Raw genomic sequence first — 14,941 nt, forward strand, 5'->3', positions numbered from 1 at the left:
AATCATGGATCAGAGAATCGAATTCGTGGAACAGGCAAGGATTGCCTTCGAACTGAACGGACAGGCTGTGACCTGCGACATCGACCCCAGAGTGACGCTCGGCGATTTTCTTCGTCACCAGCTTGGCAAGACCGGCACGCATTATGGCTGCGAGCATGGTGTTTGCGGGGCATGCACGGTGCTGGTGGATGGACGTTCCATGCGCTCGTGCCTTCAGCTCTGTGGCCAGGTCGACGGGCGGAAGGTCACAACCGTAGAGGGGCTGGCGAATGCCGACGGCTCGCTAGGCATCCTGCAGCAGGCGTTTCAGGATCGCCATGCGTTGCAGTGCGGATACTGCACCCCGGGCATGTTGACCACACTCACGGAGTTTCTGCGGGCCCACCCCGACCCGTCCGAGGCGCAAGTTCGTGATGCGATCAGCGGCAATATCTGCCGCTGCACGGGCTACCAGGCCATAGTCGAAGCCGCGCTGCTCGCCGCAGCGAGAATGCGCGGCGAGCCCGATCCAGTTTTCGGTCTGGTTACCGCACACTCGAAGAGCAGCGATGCCCCTTCGGAGTCGGCCGTGGGCGCGCGATATGTCGGCAAACCCGTCAAGCGCACCGAAGACCCAGCGCTGCTCAAAGGCGAGGGGCAATTCGTCGACGATATCCACCTTCACGGAACATTGCATTGCTGTTTCGTGCGATCGTCGCACGCGCACGCCCGCATCAGGCACGTCGATACGCAAGCGGCAAAGGCCATACCGGGCGTCCACCATGTCTGGACGTTCGCCGACCTGGACGAAGCGCTGCGGCGGCCATTGCCTGTCCTGGCGCCCACGCACATGCTCACTGAGCCGCGCATGTGGTCGCCGCTGGCTGCGGACGAGGTGTGCTACGTCGGCGAGGCGGTTGCCGTTGTCCTTGCCGAAAGCCGGTACATCGCGGAAGACGCCGCGAACCTGGTGCAGATCGACTACGAGGTACTGCCTGTTGCCGGCGACATCAGGAAGATATTCGACCCGGATGCGCCACGGGCTCACAGCGACGTTCCGACAAACCTCCTGCTCGACATGCCGTTTGCTTTCGGCGAAGTCGACTCGGCCTTTGCAAGCGCAGCGCACGTGGTCAAGCGCGAGATATTCCATCATCGCGCAACTGCGCACCCGATGGAGTGCCGCGCAACCCTCGCGCGGCTCGATGGCGGCACCGGTGATCTGACCGTCTGGAATTCAGGCCAGGCGCCGCATCTCGAAAGACGTCTCCTCGCGCAAGCGCTCGGCTACGACGAAGCGAAGATCCGGGTCATCATGCCGGACGTTGGGGGGGCGTTCGGTCCGAAGGGTATCGCCTATCCGGAAGAGTTCGTCGTGGCCTCGGCTGCACTCAGGCTGGGTGTGCCGGTCAAATGGACCGAAGATCGTCGCGAGCACTTCCTGAGTATTACCCAGGAGCGCGATCAACTGTGGGATCTCGAGATGGCGCTCGACCAGGACGGAAAAATCCTCGGCGTGCGCGGTTCCGTGGTCCACGATAACGGTGCGTACGTGCCTTGGGGCATAGTCGTGCCGATCATCGCGGTGACCTCGTCGCTGGGTCCGTACGTCGTCCCGGCATTCCAGGTGAAGCTGAAAGTCGCGTGCACGAACATGGTACCCACCACGCCGGTGCGTGGTGCGGGGCGGCCTAAAGCGGTATTCGCGATGGAGCGGATGCTCGATGCCGCAGCCGACCAGCTCGGCCTCACTCGTCTGGAAATTCGACGTCGCAATTTCGTGCAGCCGGAACAGCTACCGTACAAAACTGGCCTGATATTCCGCGACGGTTCGCAGATGGTGTATGACTCCGGCAACTATCCGGAGACCCAGAAAAAGGCAGAGGAGCTTGCCGGTCTGGACGCGTTTCGCGCCCGCCAGGAGGACGCGCGCACGCGGCAACGATATCTCGGCATTGGCTTTGCCAATTATGTGGAAGGCTGTGGACTAGGTCCTTATGAAGGGGCGGAAGTCACGTTGCAAAACGACGGACGCATACACCTGGACGTCGGTGGCGCCGGCGCGCAGGGGCAAGGCATGAAAACCATCTTTGCCCAGATCGCAGCCGATCAGATCGGTGTCGAGATGGATGCCATCACGGTAGTCGTCGGCGATACGGGCAAGCTTGCAATGGGTGTCGGGACATTCGCGAGCCGGATCACCGTCAACGCCGGAAATGCAGTCCACATTGCATGCGGCAAGCTCGCGGGAAAAATCAGGGCGCTGGCTGCGAACGCCCTTCGAGTTCCGCTGGATCAGATCGAGATCGCGCGTGGCGTCGTATGCGCGCGAGGTCAGCCGGAAAGGGCGTTGCCGCTCGGGAAAATCGCTCAGATGTCCTATGGGATACCTGGGTTCACGCTTCCCGACGGGCTGGATGCAGGCATGACCGTCACGCATTATTTCTCCCCGAAAGCCAGTGTCTACGCCAACGGAACGGCGTTCGCGGAAGTCGAGGTGGATCTCGGGACTGGCTACGTAAAGGCCTTGCGTTATGGCGTTGCGCACGATTGCGGGAATGTGATCAATCCAATGCTCGTCGAAGGGCAGGTGATTGGCGCGATTTCCCATGGGATCGGAAATACGCTGCTCGAGCGGCATGCCTACGACGAGAATGCCCAGCCGCTTGCGACGAATTTCGCGGAGTTTCTGCTGCCGACCGCTCTCGACATGCCATCCCACATCTCGATGGCGCATCTCGTTTCCCCCTCGCCGAACAACCCGCTTGGCGTCAAAGGCGCCGGGGAGGGCGGGACGATTCCTGCCTCCGCGGCGATCGTCAGTGCCATCGAGGATGCGCTGAGCCGTTGGTCTATCCGATTTGACGAAACCCCCGTGCTGCCTGAAATGATCTCTGATCGGCTGCATGCCGCAGGCGCCTACAGCGACGCCGCTCCCCAACACACCTCGAACGAAGAACTTGCAGGATAACGCTATGGAATCTGGAAAAACGGGTCCGCTGAGCGGCGTGAGGGTTCTGGATCTCACGCAGTTCCTGTCGGGCCCTTTCGGAACGCAAATTCTCGGTGACCTCGGCGCTGAGATCATCAAGGTCGAGCCGCCGGCGGGCGAACTTTCACGCGGCGTGCCACCGCATTTCGTAGAGGGCGACAGCGCCTATTATCTTGCGGTCAATCGCAACAAGAAGAGCGTGGTCATTGACCTCAAGACGGAGCGGGGAGCCGAACTCGTTCGGGAGCTGGCGGCACATTCAGATGTCCTTGTCGAAAACAATCGGCCCGGTGTGATGGAGCGGCTCGGGCTCGGTCAAGCGGCGCTTCGCGCGCGCAGTCCGCGGCTCGTCTATTGCAGTATCAGCGGCTTCGGACAGACCGGCCCGGACAGGGATCTTCCCGCTTACGACATGATCGTGCAGGCGATGTCAGGGGGCATGAGTCTGACCGGGGAGCCTGGGCGAGCGCCCGTTCGCGCTGGCATTCCGATCGGCGATCTGGCGGCCGGCATGTACGGCGTAATGGGCGTACTCGCTGCGCTGGTCGAGCGCCAGACTACCGGCGAAGGACGGTTCGTCGATGTGTCGATGCTCGATGCGCAAATCGCGATGCTTTGTTATCAAGGCGCCTATTACCTGCTATCGGGTGAAGTGCCGGAACCCCAGGGACGAGGCCACGATTCGATACCGACTTACCGCTCGTTCGAATGTGGCGACGGCGTTTCACTGGTTGTGACCGCCAACACCGAACGTATGTGGGCGGACCTGTGCAAGGTAGTCGGTTTGCCACACCTCGTCCACGACCCGAGATTCAGGGATCCGGACGAACGCCTGGCAAACAAGGCGGCGCTATGGGAAATACTGGAGGCGCGCTTTCGGTCCGAATCCGCGCAGAGTTGGCTCGATCTGCTGAATTCGGCCTCGATTCCGGCCGCTCTGGTCAAGACGGTGGATAAAGCACTGAACGCCTCCCAGGTCGCGCACAGAGACATGCTCGTCGAGCTTCGCAGCGGAGCCGGATCTCATGTGCGCGTGCCCGGCAATCCAATCAAGCTCGATACCTCGGGGCCTGTCGATGCGAGTTACCCACCGCATCTGGGGGAGCATACGAACGTCGTGCTCGGAGAGTACGTCGGGCTGGATACTGACGAACTGAGGACACTTCAGAACCAGGGGGTTGTTCGGCAGTTTGTACCCGGCATGCCATCACCCGGCGTGAAATCGCGATGAACGTGGAGATCGGAATGCATGAAAATCTTTTGCTGACGATGAAGGGTCATGTTTTGCACATTGCCCTGAACAGTGCTGACGGCAGGAACGAGCTGGATGACGCAATGACTCGAGCGCTCACAGAGGTGATCAGTGACCCTCCCGAGAGCACCGTGGCAATCGTGTTGTCCGGCGAAGGCGAGAACTTCTGCGCAGGCCGGGCCTCTTCGCCACCGCCGGCACTTTCCCCAATGGAAGATCCACGCCCTGCAATCAAGGAACGGGGCGCGGTGCCCATTCTCGCACTCTATGAGGCAATCCGTTCGAGTGCGGTGCCGGTTGCGTGTTTCGTCAAAGGGCTCGCTTCGGGTATGGGTTGCGCAATCGTTGCAGCGAGCGACTACGCAGTCGCCGACGTGCGCAGCCAGTTCGAAGCCAACGAACTGGAGAAGCAGTTTGCTCCTGCACTGCTGATGTCCGTGCTCATCTCGCGTGTCCATGTCAAGGCGATTTCGCGTCTGGTTTTGACGGGTCGGCCCATCGACGCGACGACCGCTCTGGAGTATGGGCTCATCGGCGAAATAGTCGCTCCTTGGGAACTGGACAACGCGCAGGACGATTTCATCGCGTTCATGAACAGCCGGGCTCCGCAGGCATTACTCGGAATCAAGACCTTCCTGCGCGAATCGGCCGGCCCGGATTCGTCAAAGCTTGCCGCCGACGTTCTGGCGGAATCGATTGCGGCTCGCCTCGACGTGACAGCGCCGTTCGCGCCGTCCCACGACAAGCGGTTTCTGAGCGTCGACGGCGAGCGCATTGCCTATATCGACATCGGCAACGGGCCCGCGGTCGTTTTGCTCCATAGTCTCGGCACATCGAGCGCGCTGTGGGACGATATTCTGCCCGCACTCACCGCGAATTATCGAGTCGTGGCAATAGATGCCCGCGGTCACGGCGACTCGACGAAGCGAAGCGCGTGGAATGCAGACGCGGTTGCCAGCGACGTTGTTGCGGTGACGGGGGCCATCGGTCTCGACCGTTTTGGCCTGGTGGGTATCTCGATGGGGGGACTCACTGCAATCCGCGTTGCCGCGAAGCTGGGTCGACGCGTGGCTGTCATGGTCTTGTCGAGTGCTTACGCAAGCGTTTCCGGACCGACGGTAGCCAAGCGGCTCGCAGCAACCGAAGGGATGTTGAAAAAGCTGCCAATGCATCTCTTTGCGCGCATGTACGTGGAGCAGACCCTCCACAGAAACACGGCGTACCCGAAGCGGGAGCGACTTGCCCAGCAGATTGCGGCCATCGCTTCAAAGGATTACCTGGAGATATTGCACGCCATTGCCACGGATGACGTCTCCAGTCTTCTGTGCGACATCGAGGTCCCGACACTCGTGCTCAACGCCGAACTCGACGGAAGTGTACCCAGAACCGTATCGGCGCAGTTGACGCAAGGAATCCATGGGGCGGAGGAACGGACGCTGCGCGCTGCCGGGCACCTTGCATGTGTCGACGCGCCCGATGCGTACGCGGACGTTTTATTAAGCCAGTTTGAGCAATACACGGATGAAGGTGGAGAAGTATGGAGATCGTAAATCGCTTTTCGGTCGACTCGACTATCGAGAACGCCTGGAACGCACTACTCGACGTTCCGCTGGTGGTGTCCTGCTTTCCCGGTGCGACGCTCACGGACACACTCGGCAAGGACACGTACAGGGGGCTGATTCGCGTCAAGCTGGGTCCAATCGCGATGGAGTTCTCCGGCAAGGTCACCTTGAGCGCCCCGTGGGGTGACGCGCATACGGCGACCGTTGAGGCCACATGGCAGGAGACCAAAAACCGCGGATCGGCCAATACGGTGACCACGTTTTCTCTATCACGCCTCAATGAAGCCGCCGGCACCCAGGTTGACGTTCGCACCAGTGTGCAGATGGCGGGGCAGGTGGCGCAGTATGGCCGCGGAGTTGGAATCATCAATGCCGTATCGGAACAGATGGTCCGTCAATTCGCGGCGAATTTGCTGGAGAAACTTGCGGACCGGCAGGCTGAAACAGCGTTGCCCCTGGACGACACAAACGCGTTCGCTTCGACATCCACTGGAGACAGAGAACCCGTGGCGGCAACACGCAGCGACAACTCAGCACGCTCAACGAACGAGATTTCCGTACTCGGCTTGTTGTGGAAAATGCTGGTTTTGAAGTGCAGGCGGTGGTTTGCCAGACCGCGTTCGTCATAGTTCCCTTCGTTCATGTTTCTGATCAGTTTGGTCAGGCGGGCAAACGGCAGCCGCTTCTACTGAACCCTGTCATGCCAGCACGCGATGCCATCGAAGTGTCCGGAACTGTTTGTCTAATCATAAGTAGTGCAAAGCAGGAGATGGGAAGATGGAAACGAACTCGACTCCTTTCGAGTCGACAGACCATGGGAGCAATGTTGGTGCTCCTGTCGTGGGCAAGGCCGCCTGGATTGTACTTGCGTCCGCGTTTGTGGGGTGGATGTTCGATGCAATGGATCTCTACCTGTTCACCATGATCATGGTTCCGGCCCTTCACGACCTGCTCGGGGCTTCACAGGGCAGCGTCATGCGGATTGGAGGGCTCATTGTCGGCGCGAAACTGCTTTGCTGGGGCATCGGCGGGATTCTGTCCGGTATCGTGGCAGACCGGTTCGGGCGAGCGCGAGTGATGCTCGACACGATGCTGATTTATTCGGTATTCACGGCAGCCGGTGCCTTCGCGCGAGACTGGTATCAACTCCTCCTGTTTCAGATGCTGGCGGGCTTTGGAATCGGTGGTGAGTGGGCCGCCGGCGCCGCGCTTGTCGTGGAGACCTGGCCAGAAAAACACAGGGCGAAGGCCGTTCAGGTGATGCAGGTTGCCAATGTGGCGGGGCTGGTTGCCGCCTCCGCGCTCGCGATCCTGCTTTCAGGCGCTGGATGGCGTTGGGTGCTTGGCGTGGGGGCGGCACCGGCACTCGCGAGCCTTGGCCTGCGGTTCATCACACCGGAATCGGCGAGTTGGGAGCAGTCACGTGCGGCCGCAATGCGTCACGCAGGTCCGAAAATGGGTTCGATATCGGAGATATTTGGCAGCCCGTTGCGCCGTCGAACCATTGTCGGAACGCTCATTGCCTCGGCAATGATGATCGGTGGCTGGGGGGCATCCATCATCTTTCCCACGTTGCTGAGAGAGTTCTTCCCATCCGCCGGCAGCGCGGAATTCACGCGACAGACGGGCATCGCTTTCATGGCGACCAACGCCGGTGCGGTGCTTGGATACGCCTCGATTCTGCTCCTCGTCAGTCTGATGCCGCGTGTCTCCCGACGGATCGTCTACGCAGTGTTTTGTGCTGGCGCCTGGATTGCAGTCGTTGTCCTTTTTGGAGCGGCGAAAACACTGGGGACGTTCTATTTCTCAATGCTTGGATTCGGTTTCTTCGCAATGGGCGGATTTGGGATCGTCGCTCTGTACCTGACTGAGCTTTTTCCGCTCCATGTTCGCGCCACAGGACAAGGCTTCGCCTGGAATATGGCCCGTCTCTTTACCGCGTTCGGACCGTTGCTCGTGTCGTTTGCGTCGGCGAATCTGGGATTCCGTGTGGTGGGAATCACTCTCGCAACCGTATTCGGAATGGGATTGGCCGCCATATTTTTCGGGCCGGAAACGGGCTGAAAAGACGACGTGGAAGTTCGAAGCGTGGCCGCATCCACCAAAAAATATGACATTGGAGACAGCATGAAAATGAAAGTGATCGTCGCCTCGACGGTCTTTGTGTGGACGGTCGCGGCACACGCGCAATCGTCGGTGACGCTGTATGGCGCCGTCGATACGGGATTGCTGTATCAAAGCGCGAATGCGCCAAATTTCCAGTCGAAAATGAATCTCGGCCACCTATACGCACTCAAGGACGCGGGAATTTTCACCAGTTTCTGGGGGCTCAAGGGCGTTGAAGACATTGGCGGTGGTTACAAGGTCAACTTCAAGCTCCAGGGAGCATTCACCAGTACCAACGGGAAGTTCGGACTGTCCGACACACCGGGCGTCAGCGCAATCTTCAACCAGCAAGCGACGATCGGCATCTCCGGTCCTTTCGGTTCGATCGACGCGGGCCGTCAGTTCGTGCCGATAATATTTGCGATGGCCGACACCGACGTACGGGGCGCGCAATTCTTCGGCAGTATCCTCACCGCATGGCTTGGCATGAATCAGGCTGCAGGCTGGCAGGGCACCAGTACAAACGGAGCGATCGGTGCGCTGTACGACTCTAACGCGATCGTTTACCAGTCGCCGAAATTTCACGGTCTATCGCTGGGACTCGAATATGCGCCGGGTGGCGTCGCCGGTCAATCCCAGGGTGGCACGCGCGAGTCTGCCGTGCTCAGGTATTCGAACTACGGTCTCAATCTCTCGGCTGCTTACTACAACGGCCACGACAGCAATCCCTTCACGACGACAGCAATCGGCGCGATCATCACGGCACCGTCCACCGGGCGCGATAACAATCGCTTTTACTATTTCGGCGCGATGTACACGTTCCACGACCTGTCAGTATCGACGTCATACAGCATCGGCAAGGATCCGGCGAACAGCGGTCAGGCCGACTTCGAGATGATTTCCGCGGGGCTCGGCTACAAGTTCACGCCGTTTTTCAAGGTCACCTCTGGCTTTTATTACCTCAAGGACCGCAACGTTTCATCCAATCAATCGGATGCGTACGCGGTGGGCGCCGAATACAGTTTGTCCAGGACCACCATCGCCTATGTACAGGTTGGCCATGTCAATAACCGGGGCAAGATGAGCCAGGCGATCGCCTACGCCGCGCCGGTTCCTGAGGGTACCTCCAGCACCGCCGCGATGATTGGCATTCGGCACACCTTCTGATCCCACCGTGGCTGATTGGAGCAATGAATGAAGACAAGCAGGGCACTGAAAATCGCTGTCGGGTTGCTGGTTGGATCAACATCTATTCACGTCTGGGCGCAGGCCAGCGAGAGCGAAGCGCGCACCGTGTCGAAAGGCACAGCGACCGAAGCCTCCGGCAGCGTCACGCAGACGAGTAGCCGGAAGGACAATTTTGCGCTGCGCCGCAAGGTCTACGCGGCAATCGCACAGCACGAGGAGATCGACGCGGGCGCCATCAGTGTGGTGGTGAAGCGCGGCGCGGTGACGCTCGACGGGACGGTGGTTGATGCCTCACACATTGGTGAGATGACGGAGATCGCGCGGGGCGTTCCCGGCGTGAGGTCCGTGACCAACCGGCTGACGGTCAAAACGCCGTTCGGCAGTCAGTAGGCGCACGTGCATGACGCGGCTCGACTGCGTACCGTAGGAGAATGTGAGCATGAACAGTGTCGATTTCGAGGTGCTGGAAGCTACGATGCACTGGCTTGATGCGGGCCACCGAATGCTGCTTGTTACGGTCGTGAAGACTTGGGGTTCGTCGCCTCGCCCGGAGGGGGCGATGCTTGTCCTGCGCGATGACGGTCGTGTGGTGGGCTCCATTTCAGGCGGCTGTATCGAAGATGATCTCATCGACCAGGTGCGTCGGTACGGCGTCGCGCAAGGGGTGCCGGAGGTGGTCGAATACGGCATTAGTGCCGAGGAAGCGCATCGGTTCGGGTTGCCTTGCGGTGGCACGATGCGACTCGTGCTTGAGCCGATTACGCGGCAAAGCCGTATTCAGGCCCTGCACGAAGCGCTCAGTCGTGGCGAACTGGTGGCGCGCACGCTAGACATGATAACGGGTGCCGTCACACTTGGGCCACCGGGGACGACTGACGGTGTGCACTTCAACGGGATGCATCTGACGACGATTCACGGGCCCCGTTACCGTATGCTCGTTATTGGCGCGGGACAGCTATCGCGCTACTTATGCCAGGTCGCGACAGGACTCGACTATCAGGTGGTGGTGTGCGATCCACGCGAGGAGTATGTGCAGACATGGAATGTACCCGGCACGCAACTCGTGCGCACGATGCCTGACGATACGATCCTGGAAATGAGACCCGACGAACGCAGTGCAATCATTACACTCACGCATGACCCTAAACTCGATGATCTCGCGCTGATGGAAGCGCTGAAGACACCCGCGTTTTATGTCGGTGCGCTTGGCTCGCGGCGCAACAATGCTGCACGGCGCGAGCGGCTTAAAGAGTTCGATCTGAGCGACGCAGAACTTGCACGGTTGCGCGGTCCGGCCGGGATCTATATCGGCAGCCGCACGCCGCCCGAAATCGCGATATCGATTCTCGCAGAAGTAACGGCCGCGAAGAATCGTGTGTCGCTGCCGGCAATCCTTAGGGTCGAGCGTGGGAAGACGGCAAAGGCAGTCACGAATGATGGCACACCGATCAGTGCGCTGGATCGTGTTTGGTGAAAGCGGGTTCTCTCATGAAACCGGCTTCCGGCGGCGAACTGGAGGCGAAGGCCATGCAGACATCGCAATATCAGCCAGCCGCTTCAGTCTTTCCCTGCATGCCCCATCACAGGCTTGCGCGGACATGCCTTGCACCACTGCGGCATAGAAGCGTGCGAGCGCTTCGGTGTCGGTATCCGGGGCAAGTTCGCCCTCAGCGACGGCACGGTCGAAGCGTACCTTGATGGTCTGCAGCCCAAGCTCCCGTCGCGCGGAGACCAATTGGGCGACCGACTCGCTCTTTTCGGCGTGTTGGAGAACAGCAGTCGAAATCATGCAGCCGCGCGGCCTTCCCGGGTCGGTGAAGCGTGCCGCAGCGTCGTGCAGATAGAACGCTATCGCATCGTGCGCCGGCAACTTTCCGCTTAGCGCTTCCAGCACGGCTTTGTTTTCACGCTCGCTGACATGGTCGAGCGCCTGTCTGTAAAGGTCCTCCTTCGAGCCGTAGGTTGCGTAGAGGGACGGCGGCGGGATACCCATGGCCTCGGTCAGATCGGCGATCGAGGTGCCCTCGTATCCATGCTCCCAGAACAGCCGAGCGGCGACATCGAGTCCCACGTCGCGGTCCAGCAACCTCGGCCTGCCGCGTTTCCGGGCGGGTTCACTCATTTTTATATCGAGTCCTATAAAAATCGTTGACAAGCGTGTTTCGACGTCAATATTATAGTGACCACTACTAATTCAGTCAGGAAGGAGTGGTCGATGTCTGCAAAGCTTTCAAACAAGGTGGCCCTGATTACGGGAGGCTCGCGTGGCATCGGCCATGCCGTAGCCCTGGCATTTGCGAAAGAGGGGGCTGCGCTCATCGGCGTGCACTACGGCGCCAATCGGGATGCGGCGAACGCCACCATCCGTGAAATCGAAGCTCTCGGATCGAAAGCCGTCGCGATCGAAGCGGACCTAAGTCGCGGAAAGGAAGCAACGGACAGTATCTGGGAACAGTTCAAGGCCGCTGCCATCGACGCCACGGGCGAGCCGAGGCTAGACATCCTCGTCAACAATGCTGGCGTGGCACCGGCCATCCGCCTGTCTGAGACGAGTGAGTCCGCATTCGACGAGGTCCTGACGATCAACTTCAAGGCACCGTTCTTCCTGATCCAGGCTATTGCAGATCACATCCGCGACAATGGGCGAATTATCAATGTTTCGACGGGCTTTACGCGTGTCGCGGCTCCAACGCATCCCGCCTACGCCGCTTCGAAAGGTGCGATTGAAACGCTGACGCTGGCGCTTGCCCCTGAGTTCGGTCCTCGTGGCATCACGGTGAATGCGGTCATGCCGGGCGTCACGGAGACCGACATGAATGCGGCGTGGATCAAGGTGCCGGAGGCACGTGCCGGCGCGGAGGCCATGTCGGTGTTCTCACGAGTGGGTCAACCTGTTGATGTCGCTGATGTCGTCACGTTCCTCGCATCGAATGAGGCACGCTGGACGACGGGGCAGGTGATCGACGCGACGGGCGGTGCCCGGCTCTAAGTCCCTCTGACATGAAGGCCGCACCAGTGTGCGACCAGCGTCGTGTCCGGCTTCATGGCAGGCCCCGCAGCGGTTGCGGCAGTCTGCCAGCTTGCCAGCGCTCAAAAACACGACATCTGCAAATAGCCAGAACACGACATTACAAAAAAGCTGTGACAACAAATGAAAGGGTTTTTAAAATTATGTCAAATTACGTTAGGATGTCGAAATAGTTATGCTCGATATGCCTCAAACTACTCGATCCCAGCGTGCTCCCAGGTATCCCCGAAAACTATGGCGTGGTATTGAGCGCTCCCGCCGAACAGGACCAGCGTCTCTCGCTTGGTATCGTAGACCAGACCATGATTGAGCCTCGGCTGCGGTCCGAAATCCTGTCGAAGCGTCCAATGCTTCCCGTCCCACGTCCACGTGGCTCCGAGGTCCTGTGTGGACGATGCACCGCCAAACAGAGCTACGTTGTCTCCCTTGAAGGCCTGCGCGGCGCCAATACACGGCGGCGGACCAAATTCGCTGACCTGGGTCCACGTCGCGCCATCCCATTCCCAGGTGTCGCCAAAATATTTGCCGCTATCAACACTTTTTCCACCAAAGAGCACAGTACGGTCTCGCTGGGTGTCATAGGCCATTGCGTGCTCAACCCGGGCGGATGGCCCTGTGTCTGCCTACTGGGTCCAAACGGCGCCATTCCAACCCCAGGTTTCGGGCGAACCGCTGTTGGCGTTATAGAGCAAAATCTGCCTTCGTTGAGCCTCATACACCATCGGTGAGCTTGAGCTCGCGCCGGGTCCTGAGTCCGCCAACTGTGTCCAGTTCCGTCCGTCCCATCCCCACGTGTCGACGGTTCCAAGATTTCCACTGAAGAGGACGCTCTGTTTTCTTGCGGCGTCGTACGCCATGGCCGAATACGCGCGAGCTGCCGGTCCCGAATCAGCCATCTGCGTCCAGTTCGAGCCGTCCCATTCCCACGTATCGTTAAGGTCTTTCCAGAGCGCGCCGGTTCCCAATGTGACGCCCCCAAACAGGACCGTGCGACAACGTTCGCTATCGAAGGACATCGCAACTCCCTCACGGGTGCCCATGGGAGCGACGTCTAGTTTCTGCGTCCACAGAAATCGGCTCATCGTGTGTCTCCGTCTCGACACCTGTTCGAGGATAACGCTTGTGGCAAGTACGATCTAAAACCCTGTTCGAGTGTATCGCTTGTGGCGAATCGGATTCGCCAGTTGAATCGCTGTGACTGAGAAGTGGGCGCGCATGAGGTCTGCTTTCGAGCAGCGATTTCGTCACTTCTGACGGCGCGCCTCGTTTGCTACCCTCGTTGGTGGACAGACCGGACAGTTCCACATAGAAAAAGCATAGTGCACCACATGCATGGCCGACAACCTGCGCCCCCGGACAGACGTTCGGATACCTTGCGGCTGCGCCTTGGATGACGCGGCGGTCGGAAACAGTAACGTTCCGAGGTACCCGTTCGCGAAGCTACAGTTTTGACGGCGCGGCGACGGTGCCGAATTTCATGGTAGTTTTCGAGGCACGTGAAGACAGCGATAGCGCTGTCTGTCAGAGACCGGATCTTCATAGCTTGTTCAAATGGCGGACTACAGAATGAGTTGGCATACGTACATGCTTTTTATCGGTGCGAGTCTTGTGCTCTGCCTCGTGCCCGGCCCCGATATGATATTTCTGTTGGGCCGCACGATTGCGCAGGGGCGGGCTGCAGGGTTATGTGCAGCTTTTGGCATCAACCTTGGTGCCTACATTCATTTGCTGGCAGCGGTGACGGGATTGTCTGCCCTGGTTCTCGCGTCGGCGACGGCATTTACTGTCGTGAAGTTCGCCGGCGCGGCTTATCTCGTATATCTCGGTTGGGGCGCATTGCGCGCCAATGGCGGATTCGCGCTCCAGGAGAGCAGTGGGAAGAGTACGCTACGGCATGTCTTCTGGCAGGGATTTCTCAGCGACGTGCTAAACCCGAAGGTCGCTCTGTTCTACACTGCACTACTGCCTCAATTCATGAGCGTGCATGATCCTCGACCGGTCACACACCTCTTCGAGCTGGGCGTGATCGGCAACACCGTTGGGATCAGCACGAGTATCGCCTATGTATTTCTTGCGTCCCGAATGACACATGCGCTTCGGCGAAACAAGACCATCTCGTCCTGGCTGACGAAGGCAATGGGCGCTTTATTCATCGGGTTAGGTGCGAAGCTCGCGACGGAGAAGCTGTAAGTTGGTCACGGAAACGTGAGCAGAGCCAACACGGCCCGCCTGTCATCGACAACCGGGCCGCTTTCATTTTCGTCTACGGAACCGCCTGCTGCTTCAGCTCGAATTCAAGGGCTTCGACAGCCCAGTCATGGCACGTACGCGCTCGCGCGGAATCTGGCGCACATGCAACGCGTTCTTGAAGAAATTAAGGCTGCCACGGGCAAGCCACTGGAATCGGAACAGTTAAGGCGAATCGCGCCGACCCACCTGGAAGGAATCAATTTGCGCGGGACGTTCAATTTCCCGGTGGCTCGGTACGCGCGCCGAATCCTTCCAAGTCTCGACAGTGATCCGCACGTTTCGACCGCCAGTCCTCGGGCCTGAGCTGAAGTCCCGAGCATTGAGTCGAAATTGCAGGCGGCGTCTGCAATTTCGGCGCACATCACCGATTGAACAATCGGGCTCCTATCGTCATGCTACCCCGCAAAGGGTAGTCAGAAGATGCCTGATTCGAAAAGGAATTTATAACGGGCCGCAAGGGAGAGCCCCGCCCGGCTTAGGTACGTCTAACCGGAAACCTGCACGAAAATCAAAGGCACACCATAGCCGACGCCGTCGAGCGCTCGGCGCTCGCGCTCACGTCCGCGCCGCGAAAGCAGGGCTGA

The 14,941-nt window shown here is 59.5% G+C and carries 12 protein-coding genes and 3 pseudogenes; 12 read left to right on the plus strand and 3 right to left on the minus strand.

Features of this window, described 5'->3' with window-relative positions; translation table 11 throughout:
* Nucleotides 1-4: 4 nt before the first annotated feature.
* The 9 genes and pseudogenes from ACOJB8_RS05005 to ACOJB8_RS05045 all read left to right on the plus strand — a co-directional run.
* Nucleotides 5-187, plus strand: a pseudogene (locus ACOJB8_RS05005) (2Fe-2S iron-sulfur cluster-binding protein); the annotation flags it as partial.
* Nucleotides 188-262: 75 nt separating this feature from the next.
* Entirely contained in the window at nucleotides 263-2,950 is a 2,688-nt protein-coding gene (locus ACOJB8_RS05010) for a molybdopterin cofactor-binding domain-containing protein (RefSeq protein WP_475011639.1), read from the plus strand.
* Between the two features lie 4 nt (nucleotides 2,951-2,954).
* Nucleotides 2,955-4,202 (plus strand): CaiB/BaiF CoA transferase family protein, encoded by a 1,248-nt coding sequence (locus tag ACOJB8_RS05015; RefSeq protein ID WP_475011283.1) that lies wholly within the window; start codon nucleotides 2,955-2,957, stop codon nucleotides 4,200-4,202.
* The gene (locus ACOJB8_RS05020) at nucleotides 4,199-5,773 is read left to right on the plus strand and encodes an alpha/beta fold hydrolase (RefSeq protein ID WP_475011284.1); all 1,575 of its coding nucleotides are present in this window, start codon (nucleotides 4,199-4,201) and stop codon (nucleotides 5,771-5,773) included. Before ACOJB8_RS05015 ends, ACOJB8_RS05020 begins: the two co-directional genes overlap by 4 nt.
* On the plus strand, nucleotides 5,761-6,414 hold the full coding sequence (locus ACOJB8_RS05025) for an SRPBCC family protein (RefSeq protein ID WP_475011286.1): 654 nt from the start codon (nucleotides 5,761-5,763) through the stop codon (nucleotides 6,412-6,414). Before ACOJB8_RS05020 ends, ACOJB8_RS05025 begins: the two co-directional genes overlap by 13 nt.
* A 148-nt stretch (nucleotides 6,415-6,562) precedes the next feature.
* The gene (locus ACOJB8_RS05030; protein ID WP_475011288.1) at nucleotides 6,563-7,849 is read left to right on the plus strand and encodes an MFS transporter; all 1,287 of its coding nucleotides are present in this window, start codon (nucleotides 6,563-6,565) and stop codon (nucleotides 7,847-7,849) included.
* 63 nt (nucleotides 7,850-7,912) lie between these two features.
* Nucleotides 7,913-9,058, plus strand: coding sequence for a porin (locus ACOJB8_RS05035; protein ID WP_368619684.1), 1,146 nt, complete (start codon nucleotides 7,913-7,915; stop codon nucleotides 9,056-9,058).
* Nucleotides 9,059-9,085: 27 nt separating this feature from the next.
* Complete coding sequence (locus tag ACOJB8_RS05040) at nucleotides 9,086-9,469, plus strand: BON domain-containing protein (RefSeq protein ID WP_069267261.1); 384 nt, start codon at nucleotides 9,086-9,088, stop codon at nucleotides 9,467-9,469.
* 49 nt (nucleotides 9,470-9,518) lie between these two features.
* Nucleotides 9,519-10,553: an XdhC family protein gene (locus ACOJB8_RS05045; RefSeq protein ID WP_475011290.1), complete on the plus strand. Its 1,035-nt coding sequence runs from the start codon at nucleotides 9,519-9,521 to the stop codon at nucleotides 10,551-10,553.
* Nucleotides 10,554-10,565: 12 nt separating this feature from the next.
* On the opposite strand, the gene ACOJB8_RS05050 is transcribed toward ACOJB8_RS05045, so the two are convergent.
* On the minus strand, nucleotides 10,566-11,201 hold the full coding sequence (locus ACOJB8_RS05050; RefSeq protein WP_069267259.1) for a TetR/AcrR family transcriptional regulator: 636 nt from the start codon (nucleotides 11,199-11,201) through the stop codon (nucleotides 10,566-10,568).
* Nucleotides 11,202-11,294: 93 nt separating this feature from the next.
* Between ACOJB8_RS05050 and ACOJB8_RS05055 the strand changes: the two genes are divergently transcribed.
* Nucleotides 11,295-12,068: an SDR family oxidoreductase gene (locus ACOJB8_RS05055; protein ID WP_069267258.1), complete on the plus strand. Its 774-nt coding sequence runs from the start codon at nucleotides 11,295-11,297 to the stop codon at nucleotides 12,066-12,068.
* Nucleotides 12,069-12,301: 233 nt separating this feature from the next.
* On the opposite strand, the pseudogene ACOJB8_RS05060 reads toward ACOJB8_RS05055, so the two are convergent.
* Together ACOJB8_RS05060 and ACOJB8_RS05065 are read right to left on the minus strand one after the other, a co-directional pair.
* Nucleotides 12,302-12,709 (minus strand): annotated as a pseudogene (locus ACOJB8_RS05060) (kelch repeat-containing protein); the annotation flags it as partial.
* Between the two features lie 21 nt (nucleotides 12,710-12,730).
* On the minus strand, nucleotides 12,731-13,189 hold the full coding sequence (locus tag ACOJB8_RS05065; protein ID WP_475011293.1) for a hypothetical protein: 459 nt from the start codon (nucleotides 13,187-13,189) through the stop codon (nucleotides 12,731-12,733).
* 484 nt (nucleotides 13,190-13,673) lie between these two features.
* Here ACOJB8_RS05065 and ACOJB8_RS05070 point away from each other — a divergent pair, with 484 nt between their 5' ends.
* Together ACOJB8_RS05070 and ACOJB8_RS05075 are read left to right on the plus strand one after the other, a co-directional pair.
* On the plus strand, nucleotides 13,674-14,297 hold the full coding sequence (locus ACOJB8_RS05070) for a LysE family translocator (protein ID WP_475011295.1): 624 nt from the start codon (nucleotides 13,674-13,676) through the stop codon (nucleotides 14,295-14,297).
* 141 nt (nucleotides 14,298-14,438) lie between these two features.
* A pseudogene (locus ACOJB8_RS05075) lies at nucleotides 14,439-14,660 on the plus strand (Tn3 family transposase); the annotation flags it as partial.
* Between the last annotated feature and the right edge of the window lie 281 nt (nucleotides 14,661-14,941).

The sequence above is a fragment of the Paraburkholderia sp. BR10141 genome, assembly GCF_056155635.1.

Excerpts from the sequence above, each read along its gene's own strand:
- ACOJB8_RS05015 (WP_475011283.1), top strand. The coding sequence starts at position 2,955 with ATGGAATCTGGAAAAACGGGTCCGCTGAGCGGCGTGAGGGTTCTGGAT.
- ACOJB8_RS05020 (WP_475011284.1), top strand. The coding sequence starts at position 4,199 with ATGAACGTGGAGATCGGAATGCATGAAAATCTTTTGCTGACGATGAAG.
- ACOJB8_RS05025 (WP_475011286.1), top strand. The coding sequence starts at position 5,761 with ATGGAGATCGTAAATCGCTTTTCGGTCGACTCGACTATCGAGAACGCC.
- ACOJB8_RS05030 (WP_475011288.1), top strand. The coding sequence starts at position 6,563 with ATGGAAACGAACTCGACTCCTTTCGAGTCGACAGACCATGGGAGCAAT.
- ACOJB8_RS05035 (WP_368619684.1), top strand. The coding sequence starts at position 7,913 with ATGAAAATGAAAGTGATCGTCGCCTCGACGGTCTTTGTGTGGACGGTC.
- ACOJB8_RS05040 (WP_069267261.1), top strand. The coding sequence starts at position 9,086 with ATGAAGACAAGCAGGGCACTGAAAATCGCTGTCGGGTTGCTGGTTGGA.
- ACOJB8_RS05045 (WP_475011290.1), top strand. The coding sequence starts at position 9,519 with ATGAACAGTGTCGATTTCGAGGTGCTGGAAGCTACGATGCACTGGCTT.
- ACOJB8_RS05050 (WP_069267259.1), bottom strand. The coding sequence starts at position 11,201 with ATGAGTGAACCCGCCCGGAAACGCGGCAGGCCGAGGTTGCTGGACCGC.
- ACOJB8_RS05055 (WP_069267258.1), top strand. The coding sequence starts at position 11,295 with ATGTCTGCAAAGCTTTCAAACAAGGTGGCCCTGATTACGGGAGGCTCG.
- ACOJB8_RS05065 (WP_475011293.1), bottom strand. The coding sequence starts at position 13,189 with ATGAGCCGATTTCTGTGGACGCAGAAACTAGACGTCGCTCCCATGGGC.
- ACOJB8_RS05070 (WP_475011295.1), top strand. The coding sequence starts at position 13,674 with ATGAGTTGGCATACGTACATGCTTTTTATCGGTGCGAGTCTTGTGCTC.